The sequence below is a fragment of the Methylomicrobium lacus genome (genome assembly GCF_041897535.1).
GTDB classification, from domain to species: Bacteria; Pseudomonadota; Gammaproteobacteria; order Methylococcales; family Methylomonadaceae; genus Methylomicrobium; species Methylomicrobium lacus_A.
Genome location: NZ_CP169217.1, coordinates 2,344,194 through 2,362,290, shown reverse-complemented (window position 1 = coordinate 2,362,290; position 18,097 = coordinate 2,344,194). Strand labels below are relative to the sequence as shown.

The following is an 18,097-nucleotide window of genomic DNA, read 5'->3' as shown; positions in this document are numbered from 1 at the left end:
ACAGGACTGATGAAAACGGCATTATTGGCAGGCACCCATTCAGGCTGCGGCAAGACCACATTGACGCTGGCATTGTTGCAGTATTTTCGGCAACACCGGCACGACATCATCTCTTTCAAGACCGGGCCCGATTTTCTCGACCCCCTATGGCACCAGGCCATTACCGGCAAGCCCTCGTATAATCTCGATACCCGCATGATGGGTGCGGATGCCTGCCGGATGCAACTGGGTCAACAGGCCGAACGCACGGAATTCGCCCTGATCGAGGGCGTGATGGGCCTGTTTGACAGCTATGCCGGCGTCGGCGGCGAAGGCTCCAGCCTCGATCTGGCCCGCGTCGTGGGCTGTCCTGTGATTCTGGCGGTCGATGCGGGCGGTATGAGCGGCACGATCGCCGCGGTCGTGATGGGCTTTAAGCAGCTTGCCGAACAAGGGCATGTCCGTCTGGCTGGGATCGTCGCGAATCGGGTAGGGAGCGAGCATCACGCCGAGCTGTTAAGGGCCGCCTTGAAGGCCTACGACCTGCCGCCTCTGCTCGCCTGGATGCAGCGCAGCGACAAGGTGCTGACCGAGCGGCATTTGGGGTTGAAAATGCCGGAGGAAGGGGATATTCCGGATTATTCGTCCGCGCTGCATGTCGACCGCGAAGCCTTGCTGAGCGCTTTCACGGAAGTCGCCTGCACAGCCCCGGTGCCTCCTTCTGAACCCCGGCTGGCCGGCAAAACGATCGCAATCGCCAGAGACAGAGCCTGTTGTTTTATTTACCCCGCCAATCTGGACTGGCTGCGCAGGCACGGCGCGAAGGCGGTCTTTTTCTCCCCGGTCGCGGGCGAGCCCGTGCCTCGGGATGCCGATGCGGTCTGGCTGCCCGGCGGCTATCCCGAACTGCATGCGGAGCCCTTATCCCGATCGGGCAGCTGGGATTCGCTGCGCGCTGGCGCCGAGGCCGGCATGCCGATCCTGGCCGAATGCGGCGGCGCGATGCTGCTCGGCAAAGCCCTGGTCGATCAGGACGGCCGGCATTGGCCGATGGCAGGCATTTTTCCCTATGTCTCCATCATGCAGCCGCGCCTTGCGGCATTGGGGCTGCGGGAGGAGGCGTCCGGCGTCAAGGGCCATGAGTTTCATTACTCGACGCGCGAGCAGGATGAAGGCTTGACGCCGGCTTTCGCTGTCTTGAAGGGCGACAAAGGCGCGCGCTACCGGAATGTCAGGGCTTCTTACGTGCATTGGTATTTTTCTGACGAGCACGACCGGGTCGCCGGCTGGTTTGGCGCGTACCCGTAGGTAACCCAGTGTACGGGGGGCCGAAGCCGGATTTCTACGGGCTTTTACGGTCATCAAACAGCAAAATGCCGGGCAACGAAAAGTTATTTCCAACGCTTATTTAAAAATGTTAGATAATTATTTTATCAGTGCTTAAAACGCTGTCCGGAAACCGACTAACGCTGAATTGAGCTAAAAAAATGAATCGATTAATGAGGGGAATTTGGCTTTTACCGGTGACTGCATTTTTGTTGAATGCGTGTAGCAGCTCGGCGCCTGCGGTCAGGCCATATAATGCGATGGCCTACCGCAGCACCCCAGCTCAACCACGCCCAAACGCGGCACGAGGTTATTATAGGCCGTCGATACAAGGCGATTATCGCCCGGCGATACAAGGCACTTATCGTCCGGCAATACAAGACACTCACCGGCCGACGACTTACTCCGGCATATTTGTAAAACCCGGCGCTTTGCAGCCGGCGGTGGAGTTCTGGCGCAAAACCTATACGCAGTGGCGTCGCTCGGAAGTCGCCATTCATGACGACCGCTATTTGGATGTGATATACGAAGTCATGGTATTGCCGGGCTATGTCGACGAAAGTCTGACCAGCTTTCAAAAAGACATGGTGAGGCAACGCCGTGATTTTTGGAAAGCCCAATTGTCCATGCTGGAGAGCAAAGTGCGCTACAACTCGCCGTTGAATGCGAACGACCAGCAAATACTCGCTAAACTGGCAAACAGCGGCAGACCGCTTAACAGCGTATTGAACGGCGCCTCCGAACGGGTACGTTCGCAGCGCGGAACCCGCGAACGCTTCAAACGCGGGCTGGAGATCAGCGCGCGTTATGACAGGCAATTCAGACAAATATTTCGCAACGCCGGCTTGCCGGAGGATCTGGCCTGCCTGCCGCATGTCGAATCCTCGTTTCAACCGGCGGCCAGATCTTCCGCCGGAGCCGTCGGCATGTGGCAATTCACCAAAGGGGCGGCGAAAAGATTCATGCCCGGCGGCAATAGTGTTGACCGACGCCTCGATCCGTTTGCTTCCGCCATCGGCGCGGCTCGCTATCTGAGTTACGCCTACGGTCAACTGGGCGACTGGCCGGCGGCGATTACCTCCTACAACCACGGCATCGGCGGCATGAAAAGGGCGCACAATCAGGTCGGCCGCGACTTTGCGCGTATCGTGCAGAACTATTCCAGCCCGGCATTCGGTTTTGCCTCCCGTAACTATTACGCCCAATTCCTCGCGGCGCGCGAGATTGCCAGCAACCCGATGGCGTATTTCCCGGAAGGCCTGCAAAACGGCCCGGCGTTGGTGTCTAGCGGAAATTTTGCCGCGGAATAGCGTTAGCTTGGAATCAGGTCAAAATTAACTTCACCCCGACCCTCTTCCGGTGGAGAGGGCGTTTTGCGCTCAGCCAACGGCAACAATCTCAAATCGGGTACGCGGCTTATTGTGCCGGCCTTTTGGCCTCGCGGAACCATACCCGGTATTGCTCCATTTTCGCCCGCTGTTCCGCTGGCGCGTGGCGGCGGCAGGTCGAATATTCCTCCGTGCCGGGCTTCGCGCCCCAACGTATTTCCACGCAGTCGTTCGGATTATAAGCCATTTGATAGGCCGGCTTCCGTGCCAGCACCTCGGCCACGGACAGCTCCCACGGGCTGCCGTCCGTGCGGGTATAACGGATGCTGCGTTCCCGGATGCGCCTGGTGTGATGCCGCTCGACTTCGGCCGCGGCCTCTTCGGGGCTGCCGCCCGCCATCACGAACAACTCGGGGTGGTTCACGATCTTCTCGGGCAAGCCGTTCAGCACGTTGATCGCGATGATCAGGCGCATGTCGCGGGAGGGTGTGGAGTAATCCTCCCAGGGGCCGACGGTCTGAAAAATCCCCGCGCCGTTCGGCATCGGGATCACGCTGCCGGGGTGCTTCCGAAAATAGGCCTCGCCGTTGTCGATCGAGGTCACGCGGGTCTCGATTTGCTCGGCCAAGGCGTCGAGGCTGGCTTCGTAAGCCTCTTTGGGATTAAGGCCTTGAGGGTTCACGAGCTTGGCCAGTCTGGCATAGAAATCGTCTGGGGAGAGTTGATCTTGCTCCAATGAAAAGGGGGCGAAGCCGGGGTGGTCGACCAGTTCGTCATTGGCGAGCGCCCGCCATCCGCCGGAGTCGGTACGGACCAAGGGCCGGAACGCCTTGAAACCGGGGCCTGCGCTTTTGCTGTTGGCGAACAGCAAGGTGCCTTCCCAGGCCCGCTTGCGGGCGACCGAGTTGTCCGGCTGGGCATCAACGGCCAGCAACATGCCGGGGCGGCCCGCCGTCTGCGGCACCCATTCGACCAGCACCAGCACATGGCCGTAGGGATCGGCATAGACCGTTCCCGGCCAGAGCCTCTCCCGGTCGAGAGGGATAGGATACAGATCGGTGGACTCGTCCTCAAGCCCGGTCCGTGCTGTCCCCGAATGCACGGCATTCGCCAACTGTCCGCCGACATTCCTGAAGCCGGCCTGCGTGAGGATGCCTTGGGTGAATTCGGTCTTGACGGTGGCCGGGCCGCAACGCGGCGGCGCGTTCGCCGAGCCGCGCCCGCAGGCGCGGAAGGCGATCGGCAGGCCGACCTTCCAGGCAAAATAAGCCCGCAAGGTGTAGGGCAGGTCGGCGCAGTCGGGAGTGAGCGGCAGGTTTTTGTCTTCGTTGAGGCCGAGATGGTTGTAGAGGAAGTTGCGCTCGGCGTTGCGCAGCACCGGCTCCAGGGACGGGAAGCCGAGGTTTTCCTCGGGCGGCGCGCCGAACAATTCTTCGATCCAGGCGGCATAAAAGGCTTCGGTCGCCAGCCCCCAGGTTTTGGGGCTTTCCTGTGTGCCTGAGCCCCCGATCGCGAGCGCACGGCACGCGGCCGGCTTGCCGTGTCGCCCCGCCAGCACGCGATAATCCCCGGCGCTTAATCCTTCCGCAATGGCGATTCGGCTCCAGGGCGGGCCGTCCCGGCGGCGGGATTGAAGGGGCAGGCGCCGGCCTTGGCTGTCGACCAGGGTCAGTCCCGACACGGGGCCGTCCGTGGCCACGGCCATGATCCTGACCGGCTCATCGGCTTTGGGGTTGAGGGGCGAGATCCAGACATGCGTCTCGCCGGTTTCCTCGCACGAATCATTCTCGGCCAGCGCTACCGAAATGCTGGCCCATGCCAGCAGGCACGCAAGGAAATAGCGCGAAGGTTGGGTTGGCGAGCCGCCTCGCTTCCACTTTGCCGTTGCTCGGACTAAACGAATAGAGCCTAGCATCAAAGCTATGAGCATGCTGTCCTGCCGTCTCTTCAGAATCGATTTTGAAAAGCTGAGTGTGATCACCGATGCCTTCCCTTGAGATTCTTTTCTCGGCAGATAGGCGGCGATCTTCAAAAGCGTTTTTTGCTTTTTAGGAACTTAATTATCCTGAAAGTGTATAAAAGACCATGCGGCAAAGGCTAAAGTTGCAATGAATAAAGATGCCGAAGGGGCCGGTTTTGACCATGGCTCTGTGTGATGAGATGGCTCAGGCATCGGAGCGGCCAAGGAGACTGACTTTGCTCGTCTGTCTCGGCAACTTGATTCAATTCAGGTTGAATCATCCTGATTCAAAACCTCTCAAATTAGCAAGGTGTTATGCGATAATGGGCGCAGAAACAACAAAATGCCTTACAGATCATAAATAAGGAAAATACATGTTCTCATTGCAAACCATCTTCGGCAAAGGCGATAAATTCTACGGCCTGCTCGAAGCCAGCGCGGAATCCGCGCGTTCGTCGGCCAAGGCCTTGATCGAACTGCTGAGTTCGCCGGCATCGCAACAATCGCTGGATAAATTTAAACGGGCTCGCATCCAGGAAAAAGACCTGTCCGGGCAGATCAGTGAGGAATTGGTCAATACCTTTGTGACCGTGCTCGACCGTGAGGATATCGAAGCCCTTAACGGCGCGCTTTACAAGATCCCTAAAATCGTGGAAAAGTTTGCGGAGCATTACACCATCGCCTTGGCGCGCATTGGCGATGTCGATTTCATCAGCCGTGCCGCGATGCTGCAACAGGCCTGCGACGTCTTGGCGCAAATGGTCGGACAGTTGCGTCACGGGATGGATCTGGACCGGATCAAAAAATTAAACGACCAGTTGCACACGATTGAAGGCGAGGCGGATAAGCTAATCCTTGACCTGTATCGGGATGCCTATGCCGATGAATCCGATCCGATCCGCTACCTTATCAAAATGAATCTGTTCGAAATCCTGGAAAAAGCGATCGATCGCTGCCGCGACGCCGGCAATGTCATCTATCACATCGTCTTAAAAAATTCATAAAAGGCTTGCGATGCTGACTCTGCTCTTGCTTGTCATCCTGGCGGCGCTGGTTTTCGAGTTCATCAACGGCTTCCACGACACCGCGAACTCGATTGCCACGGTGGTTGCCACCAAAGTCTTGACGCCCACCCAGGCGGTGATCCTGGCCGCCGCCACCAATCTGGTCGGTGCGTTCTCGGGTACGGCGGTGGCCAAAACCATTTCGTCGGGGCTCGTCGATACCGGCTTAGTCACGATCACCTCCGAAGTGCTGATCTGCGCGCTGGTCGGCGCGATTGTCTGGAACCTGATTACCTGGGCGCTGGGGCTGCCGTCCTCTTCCAGTCACGCCTTGATCGGCGGCTTATGCGGCGCCGCGCTGGCGGCAGGCCACAATAATTTCGATGTGTTGATATGGTCGAAAACTGCGGGGGTCTGGACCGAGAACAAAGGCTTGCTGTGGAAGGTCTTGATCCCGATGGTCAGTTCGCCGATTGCGGGTTTTTCGCTCGGCATCGTGATCATGGGCAGCCTGATGGCCATCATCAGCGGGATGAATTCCCTGGGCGGGGCAATCGCGCGAGCGGCGCGTCCGAAATGGGTCAATGTTGTGTTCGGCAAAGCCCAGCTGCTTTCGGCCGGTTATATGGGGTTTGCGCACGGCAGTAACGACGCGCAAAAAACCATGGGTATTATCGCCTTGTCGATCTTTACCGCCAACAGTGCCGGTGCGCTCGATCAATTGCCGGCCTGGGCCGAGTTCCTGCGGCCGGATGGAGGCGAAAAAGACATCGATAGCTGGATTGTCTTAACGTGTGCGCTGATCATGGCGCTGGGTACCGCGGTAGGCGGGTGGCGCATCATCAAAACGCTGGGTCACAAAATGGTCAAATTGCATCCGATCAACGGCTTCGCGGCCGAAACCAGTTCGGCGACCATTTTGCTGACCGCCGCCCACTTCGGTATGCCGGTTTCGACTACGCATAGCATTTCAACCGCGATCATGGGCGTAGGTTTTGCCAAGAATCCGCATGCACTGAAACTTTCGATCATCGAGCGGATTGTTTGGGCCTGGGTTTTGACGATTCCGGCTGCCGGCGGTTTGGCCTGGAGCATGGTGACTTTGTTGTTCCAGTTTCAGTAGCCCGGTGCGCACAGCGCACCATTCAATCAGTCCAAACGGTGGAATATTCAGTTTTCGCCGTGATATGGCATCCAAAAGGGGCGCAATGCGCCCCCTCCGCACGTAACCGTTCACGCCCTTGCCAAAGCCAGGCCGCTTGTTAGAAAATTGCGATATGTCAAAACTCGTTATCGATCTCAGTCAACCGGCGCCAGTCCCGCAGAGCCTCGAAGAAGCGCAGCAACTCATTGCCGCGCTGTGGCAGCTTTTGGTCGAACTGCAAAAACGGCAAGCGGAGCTGGAAGAGCAGCTCAATACGCATTCGGAGAACTCCTCAAAGCCGCCGTCGCAAGACAGCCCCAAGCAACGCGCAGAGCGGCCGTCGAAAAAACCGACCGGGCGTGCGAAAGGCGCGCAGCCGGGGCATGGCAAGCACGAACGCGCTTTGCTGGATGCCTCAGCGGTGGATCGGATCGAACATTATTATCCGCAGAGCCAGTGTGCTTGCGGCGGCGAGGTCGTCATGGACGGCTATCGCCGACATCAAGTTTTCGACTTGCCGGAAGTGCGTTACCAAGTGGTCGAGCACCGTTGTTATAGCGGGTGTTGCAGACAGTGCAAGGCGCGTCATCGCGCGGCCTTGCCGGACGACGTGCCGAGCGGGCAAATGGGCCCCGGCTTGATCGCCTGGATCAGTCTGCTGAACAGCCAATACCACTTGAGTCTGCGTCAAATCGAGAGCCTGTTGGCGGAGCAGTGGCAGCTGGATTTCAGCTTGGGCGCGATCAGCGAAGCCCAAGCGCCGGTGATCGACTGGCTGTTGCCCGTCTACCAACAGATTGGCGACCAGGTGCGTGATGCAGGCGTGGCTCACGCCGATGAAACCAGCCATTTTCGCGGGAAGAGCCGCTACTGGCTGTGGTCCTTGAGCACGCCGCAGGCGGCTTATTTTATGACCCATTATTCGCGCGGCAAACAGGCGGCCCGGGAACTGTTGGGCGATTTCGACGGCATTCTGGTCACCGACCGGCACGGCGCTTACAACGATTATGACGCCGACCGGCATCAGTACTGCTGGGCACACATCATCCGCAACCTGGAGAAAATCTCCGGACGTTCGGGACAAGCCGGGGAAGACGGCACTTACCTGTTGCGCCTGGCCCGCCTGGTGGTGCACTGCGGCAAGCGCTGGCAGCACAGCGGTTGCCAATCCTTGCTGTACCGAAGGCGTTTGCAGCGCTTACGCCAACATTTTCAAGCCACCCTGGAACGCACCGCAACGACCCATGGCGATACGCGCACCGGCCACGCCTGTCGCAAGCTTTTGCGCGACAGCCCACGGCTGTGGACGTTTTTGAAATATCAAGGCGTGCCGATGACGAACAACGCTGCGGAGCAAAGTCTGCGACCGTATGTCATTTGGCGGAAAATCAGCTTCTTCACGCAATCACATCGGGGCAATCAGTTTCGGCCGATGATGTTGTCCCTGATTGAGACGTGCAAGCGGCTCAAGGTCAATGTCTATCAGACCCTGCGGACGGTTTGCTGGCAAGGGGTGATGGAGGGGCATGTCTCCTTCCGGTTGCCATTCCCAGCTTTAGCTTGCTTGCCTTCGGCTTCGGGGGCGTGAACGGTTACCTCCGCACTACCTGACCAACAAGGCTAAACGCCTGCCTTTATCGACCAGTTCGATCCTCGCCCCCAGCTTCTGGCTTTCCCTGTCCAGGACCTGTTGCAGCCAGAGAGCATCATCAGCCTGTGCATGTTTCAAGCGGAAGCGGTTGATTTGCATCGGCGTCATCTTCAAGCCGACCAGCTTTCCCGTCTCCAAATCCAGGGTAACAAAGTACATCAGCGAGAGATCGCCGCGGAATTCCTCGTAGCCTGAAATGCCTTCGTAGTCGTTCAGAAAGTCGCCGCAGCCGTACAGGATCGGTTTGTCCTTGTAGACCTCGATGCCCATCGGATGGTGCGATGAGTGGCCGTGCACCACGTCCACCCCGGCCTGGTCTATCAGCCGGTGCGCAAATTCTCTTTGGGCATTGGCTATCCTGTAGCCCCAGTTGCCGCCCCAGTGTATCGAGGCCACCACGCAATCGCCTTTTTGCTTGAGGGCCGAGATCCGCTTGGCGATACGGCTCGCCGTGCTTTCGGATAAATCCGGCAGCAAATTGACTCCCGGCTTGTCGTCGCGGGCGCCCCAGCGCGAGGGAATGCCGCTGCTTTCATCGCCGAAAGCGAACACCAGCACCCGTCCCTTCCCCGCCACTTCGATAATCGCCGGCGCTTCGGCTTCCGCCAGGTTTTGGCCCGCCCCCGCGACCTTCAGATGGGCGCCGGACAAAGTCTTTAAAGTCTCCGTCAAGCCGTCATACCCCCAGTCCAGGACATGGTTGTTGGCCAGCATGCAGCAGTCGATTTTCGCCGCGGTAATGCAAGGGATGTTCTTCGGATGCATCCGGTAATGGATGCCTTTGCCTGGCCAGTATTCGGTACTGGTCGTCACTGCCGTTTCGAGGTTGATGATGCGGGCGCCGGGGGCAGTGCGCCGGAGCTCTGTAAACGCATCTCCCCAGATATAGGCAAAGTCGACCGGTTTCGGAATAGGGCCGTTGGCTTCCTCCGCGAGCTTCACATAACCCTGGGCGGAGGCCATATAAGATTCATAAATCCGCGGCTGCACAGGGTGGGGCAGCACCTGGTCGATACCGCGGCCGGTCATCACGTCGCCACACAGAAACAGCGTGATCGTCTGGCTATTACGATAAGCCGTCTGGTAGGGAGGGTCCGGGTCGGGCATCATGTCTTTCCTGGCCGTAGTCGCCTGCGCATGGCTCATCCCCAGGACAAACGCCGTGATCCCGGTTAATTTCAGGAAATCCCTTCGCGTCTTGGGTTTATGCCAATTCGTATTTCGTCGGTGGTATCTGGAGTTCATAACCCTTCTTAGCCTCATCCGCACAAACTTCGTTATTTATTGTTCTGCATTTGCGCGTGTGCGATTCGTTAAAAATCAAGCGAATGGCATTCGGATAGATTAGCGCGCGGCGTACAGTCGTTGGTTTGTGCTGGTATGGACAGTCATTCCGAGAGAAAAGCTCCGGAGCCCCGAAGTTTATTTTAATGAAAACTTAATGTAAGTATTTAAAACGATCCGATAAGTCATCGTTGGGACAAAGAATTTGGTGGATAGAGTTGTTGGCTGGGTGAAGTACGAAACCCGGCACTTATGGCGCGATTTGCTGAGCTTCAGCTAAGCTAAGCTCCGATCCGCAGGATGATCAAGCCATCATTGGTCGGAACATTTTCGATCAGAAAGGGATTGACGCCCTCAAGGCAGCCGACGTCATAACCATATTGCTCCGGATTGGATCGCCGCTGATGATGCGTATAAATGCCGCAGACCGAGCAGAAATTATGCCTCGCGGTAAGAGTATTGAATTGATAAAGGCGCAGGGCATTTTCGCCTTTGATGATTTTGATTCCGGAAGAGGGACTGATGCCGCCATCACCGCACCCTTTGCGACGACAGAGCGAGCAGTCATGATGGCGTGGGTCTACAATACCGTTCGGCAAGTCCAACTCAAGCACTACAGCGCCACAGTGACACGAAGCACGATGCTTCGGCTTAATAACCGTATCTCCAACCTTTTTGATCACTGCGCTGCGCCTTCTGAATTGATGGCGTAAAGCGAAGCGGGTGCGGCCCGGGATGTTCGAAAAGCGCCATTATAACAACGATCCAGGAGAACCTTGTAGGGGCGCAACCTGCACCATTCAATAAGCTCGAACGGCGGATGAATATTCGGGCTATTCTAAAGCATTTCGGAGGATAATCTATTCCGCTTGCCAAGGTTTCTGATGTGATTTAGCATCGAAAAGGGGCGCAAATGCGCCCCTACCAGGCTTTAGAACCAGCCGAGACGCTTGCAGGCACCATACACGAGGTACGCGCCAAGGCCGCAGACAAAAAGTCCAAATAGGAGGCGGAGGTGTGGCCCCTCCATCTGATTCGCGAGGTAGGCGCCAAGCCACGCGCCAAGAAACATGGTCACGGCGAGAATGACTCCAGCACGCACATCTACGTTTCCGTGCCGGTAATATTCGAGTACTGCTGCAAGACCGATAGGAGGTAGCAGCACTGCAAGGGAGGTGCCCGTTGCCATGTGCTGAGAGAAACCAGCCCAGTAAATTAGTGCCGGCACAATCACGATGCCTCCACCGATGCCGAAGAGGCCAGCCGAGATGCCGCCGAGAATGCCGATGATTGCAAATATGAGCCATGATGGCATCGTATTTCTCCTTTCCAAGGTTTGGGCTCGCTGAGTCTGCCCCAACCAAATGTTATTATCCAGGTCTGCCTATCTTACTAATGGAGTTATTTATTAAGTTCCTGGTTCATCTGCTCTTCAATGTTTTCCTGATCTTCAGGCGAGCAGCCGCAAACGGCATAGATCAAGTCCGTTAAATTGTAGCCACTGTTGGTTCCTTCCGGACCATCACAGGTCAGTCCGCCACTGTATTCGCCTACATCGTAACATTCAATTTTTTCGCCATTGTTTGAACAATAGCCTGCTACACCTATTATGCCATCTATGTGAACATTTCTTTTATTGACAATATCGCAGGCATATAAAGGATTCTTGATAAGAATCGCGATGAAACCCACCAACAAAAAAATAATTTTCATTTTGACCTCCTTACCACGCCCCACAGCTCTGAAGTAGGAATAGAGAGAAAAAATCACCTAAAACCCTATTCAATTGACAGGGCTACGTAAGGAAAGTTGTCAATTAGCGTTGAAAATGTTCCCCAACAGGCAGGTAAGAACCTCCAAACCCTTTGATTACTTTAGAAGTTGGCGGTTTGCCTACGCGAAACCGCCATTTATGTATAACGATGAGACGACAGAACTGGGCATTATTTAGCTCAGAATCGAAAACTATCGCATAAAATTTTCAACGTAGAATAAAAGCCACCGCAACCAATATAGCAGCTATAGAGGCTACCAGAACTGCGCCTGCGGCGATGTCCTTGACCGCGCCAATCTCCGGATGCTGCTGCGGATGCAGATGATCGGCCAGCGTTTCGATGGCCGCATTGAACAGCTCCGCCATGATCACCGTGCCTATGGTCACAGCGCCTATCGCCCACCATAAAGCCGAAGCCTGGGTGAGCAATAGAACCAGCAGGACGGCGAAAGCCGCCAGGATATGGAAGCGCAGGCTGGGTTCGCGGCGAAAAGCCAAGCCGATTCCATTCAGGGCGAAGGTTAAGCGTTTTAAAAAGGGTTGCCCTTTCATTTTGCGTCTTCCTTATCCAGTCGCATGATTTGGGCCAGTGCTCCGCCGCCAAGCGCCCAGGCCGCCCCGATGGCCCAACCCGCCAGCACGTCGCTGGGCCAGTGGGCGCCGAGATATACCCGGCTGAAGCCAACAAGCCCGGCCAGGATCACCGCGACAGTCATGATATAAAGCTTGAGTAGGGGCTCGGGAGCCAGGCGCGCGATCAGGGTTCCCAAGGTCAAATAGACCACCGCGGAAACCATCGCATGTCCGCTCGGAAAGCTTGCCATATAAACCATAAGTCCGTCCGGGGCCAGCTGAGGGCGGGGGCGGGCGAAAGCTTCTTTTAAAATCGAGACGACAAATGTCCCGCCTCCCGCGGCAAGCAGCATGAACAGCGACAGCCGGCGCTTGCCGGCCAAGAGCAGAAAAAACGAGGTTGCCAGCACAATCAGCCCCAATACCGCAGGGCTGCCCAGCGCGGTAATATCGCGGGCAAAATCCTCCAGCCATTTGGGTCCCAAAGGATCGTTCGGGTCGCCGGCGGTGCGAAGCCACAGGATGATCTGCATGTCGATCTTGTGGGTATCGCCTTCGACCACTTCCTCCGCTACCTTGATGAACAATGACAGTGCGGCCGTTGCCGCGGCAACCATGGCCAGGACGCTGAGCACGGGAGGCCAGTTATTGAGTTTGAGCATCGCTATGCCGTGTTTCAGAAAAAGCCAGTTTCTCAAAGATGCTCGCCGGGAACAAGCCTCTCCGAGCGGGACCTGATTTGCATACCCCTCCGATGGCGCGATGGGTAGGAGCGACGCCCACGTCGCGATTAAAGCCTCCAGTCGCGACGTGGGCGTCGCTCCCACGGACATGTTTTATTTTGCGGGGTGAGGAAAGCCCCTCATCATATCCCGCAAGGCCGGAAACTCAGGGAGCTTTACTTGGTCGCAAGACGGCACATACGCTGTTTTACAGATGTCGGGCCGTAGTGGGATAATGAAGTCACAATGAATGCTGAGGGGAGATGACAACGGTGCCCGTAATATTGCGCAGATTGCTTGGTTTTATCGTACTGGTCGCAACCATTGGACTGGCGACCTGCCAGACGCTGGTGAAAGCCTTTCCAACCGGTGCCGACTATGCGGCTGAATCCGCTTTAACCCGCCGTTCGCAGGCCGAATGATGAATCAATTCAGGAAACCCAAACGGTTGGTCGCGGATCTTTTGCAACGCTATTCCCCGCGCGGCATGCTGCTTTATTTCTTGCCGGCGGCGCTGATTCCGGCGACGATGATCGCCTTGGGCAAAGGCCAGTTGCCGGACATTCTGGTCGACGCATCCGGTTTTGCGTTTTACATGCTGGCCGCCTGGTGCTTGCGCAAGGGGCTGCAAGCCGAGCATCTGTACGCCAATCACCGCCTCACCCGTGCCACCCGAAAACCTTTAAAAACGATCGCCGCCGTGATCGCGGCGCTGACGACCGGCATGGTCGCCTGGCTGGGCGCGGGACATTCGCTGCCGGTGGCGCTGATGTTTGCCGGCGGGGCCTTGCTGGGCATGTACCTGAGTTACGGCTTCGATCCGCGCGCGGAAAAGACAATCATCGCCGCGCATGGCTATTCCGGTGATGAAATCCTGCAGGCTCTCGAAGATTCCTCGCGCATGATCCGTAGTATCGAGCAGGCCAACAAGCAGATTCGCAATGCCGAATTGAACCGGCGCATCGAGCGCATTTGCGAAGTTGCCGACAGCATTCTGGCGGAGATTGAAGCCGATCCGAAGGATTTCCGCCGCGCGCGCAAGTTTCTGAATGTCTATCTGGACGGCGCCCGTCAGGTGACCGAAGGTTATGCCAAGACCCATCAGCAGACCCATTCCGGGGAACTGGAACAGAATTTCCGCAATGTGCTGGATACCCTTGAAGAAGTATTCCAGGAACAGCATCAAAAACTGCTGGAAGAAGATGTTTTTGATCTGGATGTAAAAATCGAAGTATTAACCACGCAGCTCAAACGGGAAGGCATCCTTTGACGCCGTCAAACCATCGAGGATTAAATCATGAGTGAACAGCAGGCTTCCACAACGACCGCAGAGAATCTTGAGTCGAAGGAGATTGTTCCCGGCGTTACCGCCGAAATCGTCCCGCTTGCAAAGGCGCCGCCGGAGAAGCAGCTGCGCATTCAGCAGTTGCAGAACGAAATCGACTTCAGCAATACCCAGTCGATCATTTTTTTCGGCAGCAAGGCGCAGGAGCAGCTGACCACGATTTCCGACCGCATGCTGGATGGGGTCAAGAACAAGGACATCGGCCCGGCAGGCAATGATCTGAATGAAATGGTGGCGACGATTCGCGGTTTTGAAGTCGACGATCTGGACCCGAACAAGAAGCAAGGTCTATTCGACAGGTTGCTCGGCAGGGCCAAGCCGGTCGTCAAGTTCCTGCAGCAATACGAAGAAGTGCGCAAGCAGATCGATACGATCACCGACAAGCTGGAGCGGCACAAGACCCATTTGCTGACCGACATCACCGCGCTGGATCGCCTTTATCAGGCCAATCTGGATTACTTCCATACGCTGGAGGACTATATCGCCGCAGGCGTTGAGAAACTGCGCGAACTGGACGAAGTCATCATTCCGGAACAGGCCAAACAGGCCGAAACCAGCGCCGACGTGCTCGCCGCGCAAAGCCTGCGCGATCTGCGCGCGGCCCGCGACGACCTGGAACGCCGCATTCATGACCTGCGCCTGACCCGCCAGGTGTCGATGCAAAGCCTGCCGGGCATTCGTCTGGTGCAGGAAAACGACAAGGGCCTGGTCAACAAGATCAATTCGACCATCGTCAACACCGTGCCGCTATGGCGTCAGCAACTGGCGACGGCGGTGACCCTTTACCGCTCCTCGCAGGCGGCCGAAACGGTCAAGGCGGCGACCGATCTGACCAATGAGCTGCTGGCCGCGAACGCCGAAAACCTGAAGCTGGCCAATGCCGAAACCCGGAAACAGTTGGAGCGCGGCGTATTCGACATCGAAACGGTCAAGAAAGCCAATCAAACGCTGATCGCGACGATAGAGGAAAGCCTGCAGATCGCCGACGAAGGCAAGAGGATGCGCAGCGAAGCGGTCGCGCAACTGGAGCAATGCGAAACCGAACTGCGTAAAACCCTCGCTTCGGCGCATGCGAAATCGACCAACTGACGCGGGTTTTTTTTGATAGCCGTGTAAAGGGTACACGCTCCCGCGTATCTTTTGGGTGCTTGATTCATCGGAACGCTTTGATAAGGTACGCGCGGCGTACGGCAGACCTTACTGTCTAAGGATGCCGTCAAAATAATTTCCCGAACGAGTCGGCGCGAGGTGGAAGTGGTTTGCAACCGCGACTCAAGGCAGTGTTCGCATGGCTGCCCGCGATCGCGCTTAAAAAGCGCTCCCACATGTGATGCGCCCGTTTGCGGGGCGGGATTTTGTAACCTCGCCGCAAATGTTTGAAGACCGTTCGACTACGCAAATTATCGTTCAGCCCAAGCTCCCCAAACATTCAGGACAGGATGAATATCACGTCCGGCACCAAAGTCTAGCCTGATTTTTTTGCACCAAAAACCGACTTGCCCGCTTTGGCCGAGATACGCTGGTATTTGGCATAAGCGATGCCGGCAGAACTGCGCAGCTCCTGTTCGCTCGCCTGGTTGGCAAAGCCTCGTGCCACCGCTTCCAGCACATAGGCTTCCGGAGCCATGAAGCTATAAGTGGTGACCACCGGCTTCGATCCCGCGGCGCGCAAATGATTGGCGAAAAACATGTTGCTCATGCAGGCCAGCACAACCGCTTGTTTGTCGTGCCCCGCATGTTTGGGGAAGTGTTTGACGATGGGCTGGTTTTGCTCGTCCATCAAGCCGTCATGGCCGATGAACGCCACCATTTCACGTTTCGCCGGATTGGGCGGCGTCGCGGCTTGCTGCATGAAGTCGAGCATCGCCTGGTCGATCCGGCGGCCGCGATAGGCCTCGGCGGTCACGGTGAGCTTGTCCTTCCAGGCAAACTCGCAGCGTTCCAGGATAGTGTCGCTAATGTCTTGTTCGCAGCTCAATTTGCGCCAGCCATCGGCCTTACTTAAAAAGGTTTTCACGCCGTAAAGCGCGCCCCAATAGAGATTGGTGCGCGGATCATCGCCATTGCCGATTTTCGCGGGAACCGGCACGATGCCTTGTGATGCGTTGTCGACCAGGGACACGATCACATGAAGATGCGTATCCGGTGCGGCTGCGGCATGGGACGGCAATGCCGTAGCAAACAGCGCAGGGGCTAAACAAATCGAGCGTAGGGTTTTCATGTGCAGGAACCCTCCAGAGGGTAGAGAATTTGATTGAACATTGCTTTGCCAAGGATGAAATAACCGCGATTAGACATTCCTTGGCCGGCAAAATTCCGCGCGATGTTTTCAGGGGAACGGCTATGGCGCAATAAGCTGGCACCTTCCCCCCTACTCGGCCAGTCGATTGATAGCAGAAATTTGATGTACAAAATTACCTTGCAGCCTGAGGAATCAGTTTGCGGAACAGACCATCCAGCCCCCATCCAATGATTAACCCTAGCCCATCCGCAAACAGGTCTGCCCATTCTGCAAAGCGGTAGGGCGTGAAAGACTGTAAGACTTCGATCAGTCCCGCATAAAACAGCAAACCAATGAATACGGCCGGCTTACGCCCTGGATAGCCTCGACGCCCTAAAACGGCCAAAACGGCAAAAGCGAGGAGGTGGTTTAGTTTGTCCCAACCCGTCGTGGGCATTTCGGGTCCGGCAGGCATTAAAGCCAGGAATAGGATGGCGATGAGGCTGGTCCAGAAAATGAACCTCCAGCGTCCTGTTGAGATAGTCATGGGGAACGATAAAGTTAATGAAAAAGATGATTTTCAATTATGTCATAGATAGGGACAAAGTCTGGAAAAATGACATGGAGGATGAAAAAATTTTGCTTGGATGCCGTGCGAATCCAAGTCCAGTTACGTCTTAACCCTTAGCCATGAGCACCAGCATCTTCCCGATCGATTGCAGGTGGACCTCTTCCTCAAGCGCCAATCCGGCTTGCTCGAAAAGGTTTTTCCATTCAGGCCGCGTTCTTTCCCTGCCGCGGGTGTTCATGAACATCTGCATATCGAAAGCTGCACTGGCAAAATCGGTCTTCCATTCCGCAACAACCGATTCGAACAGCGCAATGCAGGCGCCGGTGCCCGTGCTTGCCGTGGCCAGATTGCGCAGCACCCTGATGCAGTTTTGATCATCCATGCCGTGCAGGACGGCGCTCAACAAGTAGATGTCCTTGTCGTCTTCGGCGGCGGGAACCGATTCGAGCATGTCCCCGGCTTGGAAGGTCAAGCGGGAAAGGAGGTCAGGAGATGCTTTCTCGGTCCAATAGCCTGCCGCCGTTTGCACAACCTGATTCCGATCGAACACGATCGCGTTGAGATGCGGATGCCGCTTCAATATGGCTAGGGCCTTACTGCCCTTCGAGCCGCCCACGTCGATGATGCGGTCGAATCGTTCCCAGGCAAAGTCGGTGACGAAACTGTCGCCGGTCAATGCCGCCACACTGTCCATCGCAGAGGCGAACAGCGCATCGAACTCGGCGTGGTCATCCAGATAGGCATAAAATTCGCAGCCGTGTGCAATTTCGAACGGGACTTCCCCGCAGCGTATCCCTTGTTCCATGTGCTCATACCAGGGCCGGCTCATCTCGATCGCGTTGTGCATCAGGATCATGGCTCTGACGTTCTTGGGGTGATCCTCACGTAGGTAGGCCGATAGCGCATTGTTACGGAATACCCGAGGCGCCATTTCCTCGAATACCCCCATCGCCGCCAGCATACGCAGTAGCCGGTAGACCGCGTCCGCTTGTGCCAGGATACGCACGGCAATCACGTCGACTGGGAGAGCCTCATCTCCCAATGTCGATGCGATGTCCAGACGTACGGCGGCATGCAGCGCGCGCGATTGCCAAAACGCCGAGCCGATCTGGATCAGGCGAAAGGGTGGGGGGGGATCTTATTCGGAAGGTTCTGCAGCCAAGCGGCAAACTGGATCAATTTGGCAAAGCGGCGAACCGCGCCTGCATTTTTTTG

18 protein-coding genes are annotated in these 18,097 nt (G+C 56.6%); 8 read left to right on the top strand and 10 right to left on the bottom strand.

What is annotated here, in order from left to right:
• Positions 1 to 9: 9 nt before the first annotated feature.
• Together ACEPPP_RS10295 and ACEPPP_RS10290 are read left to right on the top strand one after the other, a co-directional pair.
• Positions 10 to 1,287 carry a cobyrinate a,c-diamide synthase gene (locus tag ACEPPP_RS10295; RefSeq protein ID WP_374086384.1) on the top strand — a complete coding sequence of 426 codons (1,278 nt, stop codon included), beginning with the start codon at positions 10 to 12 and terminating at the stop codon, positions 1,285 to 1,287.
• 278 nt (positions 1,288 to 1,565) lie between these two features.
• Positions 1,566 to 2,615 carry a lytic transglycosylase domain-containing protein gene (locus ACEPPP_RS10290; protein WP_374086382.1) on the top strand — a complete coding sequence of 350 codons (1,050 nt, stop codon included), beginning with the start codon at positions 1,566 to 1,568 and terminating at the stop codon, positions 2,613 to 2,615.
• Positions 2,616 to 2,721: 106 nt separating this feature from the next.
• On the opposite strand, the gene ACEPPP_RS10285 is transcribed toward ACEPPP_RS10290, so the two are convergent.
• Positions 2,722 to 4,563, bottom strand: a complete 1,842-nt coding sequence (locus ACEPPP_RS10285; RefSeq protein WP_374086381.1) for a hypothetical protein — start codon at positions 4,561 to 4,563, stop codon at positions 2,722 to 2,724.
• 404 nt (positions 4,564 to 4,967) lie between these two features.
• On the opposite strand from ACEPPP_RS10285, the gene ACEPPP_RS10280 reads away from it, so the two are divergent.
• The 3 genes from ACEPPP_RS10280 (at position 4,968) to ACEPPP_RS10270 (ending at position 8,329) form a co-directional block, all read left to right on the top strand.
• Positions 4,968 to 5,597, top strand: coding sequence for a DUF47 domain-containing protein (locus ACEPPP_RS10280; RefSeq protein WP_374086379.1), 630 nt, complete (start codon positions 4,968 to 4,970; stop codon positions 5,595 to 5,597).
• Positions 5,598 to 5,607: 10 nt separating this feature from the next.
• Positions 5,608 to 6,720 carry an anion permease gene (locus ACEPPP_RS10275; protein WP_374086377.1) on the top strand — a complete coding sequence of 371 codons (1,113 nt, stop codon included), beginning with the start codon at positions 5,608 to 5,610 and terminating at the stop codon, positions 6,718 to 6,720.
• Between the two features lie 154 nt (positions 6,721 to 6,874).
• Complete coding sequence (locus tag ACEPPP_RS10270; RefSeq protein ID WP_374086375.1) at positions 6,875 to 8,329, top strand: IS66 family transposase; 1,455 nt, start codon at positions 6,875 to 6,877, stop codon at positions 8,327 to 8,329.
• Between the two features lie 15 nt (positions 8,330 to 8,344).
• On the opposite strand, the gene ACEPPP_RS10265 is transcribed toward ACEPPP_RS10270, so the two are convergent.
• From ACEPPP_RS10265 to ACEPPP_RS10240, 6 genes are all read right to left on the bottom strand, one after another.
• Positions 8,345 to 9,538, bottom strand: coding sequence for a CapA family protein (locus ACEPPP_RS10265; RefSeq protein WP_374086373.1), 1,194 nt, complete (start codon positions 9,536 to 9,538; stop codon positions 8,345 to 8,347).
• A gap of 419 nt (positions 9,539 to 9,957) precedes the next feature.
• Positions 9,958 to 10,359, bottom strand: a complete 402-nt coding sequence (locus ACEPPP_RS10260; protein ID WP_374086372.1) for a GFA family protein — start codon at positions 10,357 to 10,359, stop codon at positions 9,958 to 9,960.
• A gap of 248 nt (positions 10,360 to 10,607) precedes the next feature.
• On the bottom strand, positions 10,608 to 10,991 hold the full coding sequence (locus ACEPPP_RS10255) for a sulfite exporter TauE/SafE family protein (RefSeq protein ID WP_374086370.1): 384 nt from the start codon (positions 10,989 to 10,991) through the stop codon (positions 10,608 to 10,610).
• Positions 10,992 to 11,077: 86 nt separating this feature from the next.
• Entirely contained in the window at positions 11,078 to 11,389 is a 312-nt protein-coding gene (locus tag ACEPPP_RS10250) for a hypothetical protein (protein WP_374086368.1), read from the bottom strand.
• A gap of 268 nt (positions 11,390 to 11,657) precedes the next feature.
• Positions 11,658 to 12,002: a diacylglycerol kinase gene (locus ACEPPP_RS10245; RefSeq protein WP_374086367.1), complete on the bottom strand. Its 345-nt coding sequence runs from the start codon at positions 12,000 to 12,002 to the stop codon at positions 11,658 to 11,660.
• Positions 11,999 to 12,721 (bottom strand): phosphatase PAP2 family protein, encoded by a 723-nt coding sequence (locus tag ACEPPP_RS10240; RefSeq protein WP_374086365.1) that lies wholly within the window; start codon positions 12,719 to 12,721, stop codon positions 11,999 to 12,001. The genes ACEPPP_RS10245 and ACEPPP_RS10240 overlap by 4 nt, the downstream gene beginning before the upstream one ends.
• Positions 12,722 to 13,008: 287 nt before the next feature.
• Here ACEPPP_RS10240 and ACEPPP_RS10235 point away from each other — a divergent pair, with 287 nt between their 5' ends.
• From ACEPPP_RS10235 to ACEPPP_RS10225, 3 genes are read left to right on the top strand one after another with little or no spacing between them, the layout of a single operon-like run.
• On the top strand, positions 13,009 to 13,167 hold the full coding sequence (locus ACEPPP_RS10235; protein WP_374086364.1) for a hypothetical protein: 159 nt from the start codon (positions 13,009 to 13,011) through the stop codon (positions 13,165 to 13,167).
• Complete coding sequence (locus tag ACEPPP_RS10230) at positions 13,164 to 14,015, top strand: 5-bromo-4-chloroindolyl phosphate hydrolysis family protein (protein WP_374086362.1); 852 nt, start codon at positions 13,164 to 13,166, stop codon at positions 14,013 to 14,015. Before ACEPPP_RS10235 ends, ACEPPP_RS10230 begins: the two co-directional genes overlap by 4 nt.
• Before the next feature lie 27 nt (positions 14,016 to 14,042).
• Complete coding sequence (locus tag ACEPPP_RS10225) at positions 14,043 to 15,179, top strand: toxic anion resistance protein (RefSeq protein WP_374086360.1); 1,137 nt, start codon at positions 14,043 to 14,045, stop codon at positions 15,177 to 15,179.
• A 376-nt stretch (positions 15,180 to 15,555) separates the two neighbouring features.
• Here ACEPPP_RS10225 and ACEPPP_RS10220 read toward each other — a convergent pair whose 3' ends face one another.
• The 3 genes from ACEPPP_RS10220 to ACEPPP_RS10210 form a co-directional block, all read right to left on the bottom strand.
• On the bottom strand, positions 15,556 to 16,311 hold the full coding sequence (locus tag ACEPPP_RS10220) for a hypothetical protein (RefSeq protein WP_374086358.1): 756 nt from the start codon (positions 16,309 to 16,311) through the stop codon (positions 15,556 to 15,558).
• A gap of 193 nt (positions 16,312 to 16,504) precedes the next feature.
• Positions 16,505 to 16,858, bottom strand: coding sequence for a VanZ family protein (locus tag ACEPPP_RS10215; protein ID WP_374086357.1), 354 nt, complete (start codon positions 16,856 to 16,858; stop codon positions 16,505 to 16,507).
• Between the two features lie 130 nt (positions 16,859 to 16,988).
• Positions 16,989 to 17,888, bottom strand: a complete 900-nt coding sequence (locus tag ACEPPP_RS10210) for a methyltransferase (RefSeq protein ID WP_374086356.1) — start codon at positions 17,886 to 17,888, stop codon at positions 16,989 to 16,991.
• Positions 17,889 to 18,097: the final 209 nt, after the last annotated feature.

Coding starts and splice junctions, on each gene's coding strand:
- ACEPPP_RS10280 (WP_374086379.1), top strand. CDS start 4,968: ATGTTCTCATTGCAAACCATCTTCGGCAAAGGCGATAAATTCTACGGC.
- ACEPPP_RS10230 (WP_374086362.1), top strand. CDS start 13,164: ATGATGAATCAATTCAGGAAACCCAAACGGTTGGTCGCGGATCTTTTG.
- ACEPPP_RS10225 (WP_374086360.1), top strand. CDS start 14,043: ATGAGTGAACAGCAGGCTTCCACAACGACCGCAGAGAATCTTGAGTCG.
- ACEPPP_RS10220 (WP_374086358.1), bottom strand. CDS start 16,311: ATGAAAACCCTACGCTCGATTTGTTTAGCCCCTGCGCTGTTTGCTACG.
- ACEPPP_RS10270 (WP_374086375.1), top strand. CDS start 6,875: ATGTCAAAACTCGTTATCGATCTCAGTCAACCGGCGCCAGTCCCGCAG.
- ACEPPP_RS10250 (WP_374086368.1), bottom strand. CDS start 11,389: ATGAAAATTATTTTTTTGTTGGTGGGTTTCATCGCGATTCTTATCAAG.
- ACEPPP_RS10235 (WP_374086364.1), top strand. CDS start 13,009: ATGACAACGGTGCCCGTAATATTGCGCAGATTGCTTGGTTTTATCGTA.
- ACEPPP_RS10215 (WP_374086357.1), bottom strand. CDS start 16,858: ATGACTATCTCAACAGGACGCTGGAGGTTCATTTTCTGGACCAGCCTC.
- ACEPPP_RS10255 (WP_374086370.1), bottom strand. CDS start 10,991: ATGCCATCATGGCTCATATTTGCAATCATCGGCATTCTCGGCGGCATC.
- ACEPPP_RS10275 (WP_374086377.1), top strand. CDS start 5,608: ATGCTGACTCTGCTCTTGCTTGTCATCCTGGCGGCGCTGGTTTTCGAG.
- ACEPPP_RS10245 (WP_374086367.1), bottom strand. CDS start 12,002: ATGAAAGGGCAACCCTTTTTAAAACGCTTAACCTTCGCCCTGAATGGA.
- ACEPPP_RS10265 (WP_374086373.1), bottom strand. CDS start 9,538: ATGAGCCATGCGCAGGCGACTACGGCCAGGAAAGACATGATGCCCGAC.
- ACEPPP_RS10295 (WP_374086384.1), top strand. CDS start 10: ATGAAAACGGCATTATTGGCAGGCACCCATTCAGGCTGCGGCAAGACC.
- ACEPPP_RS10285 (WP_374086381.1), bottom strand. CDS start 4,563: ATGCTCATAGCTTTGATGCTAGGCTCTATTCGTTTAGTCCGAGCAACG.
- ACEPPP_RS10290 (WP_374086382.1), top strand. CDS start 1,566: ATGGCCTACCGCAGCACCCCAGCTCAACCACGCCCAAACGCGGCACGA.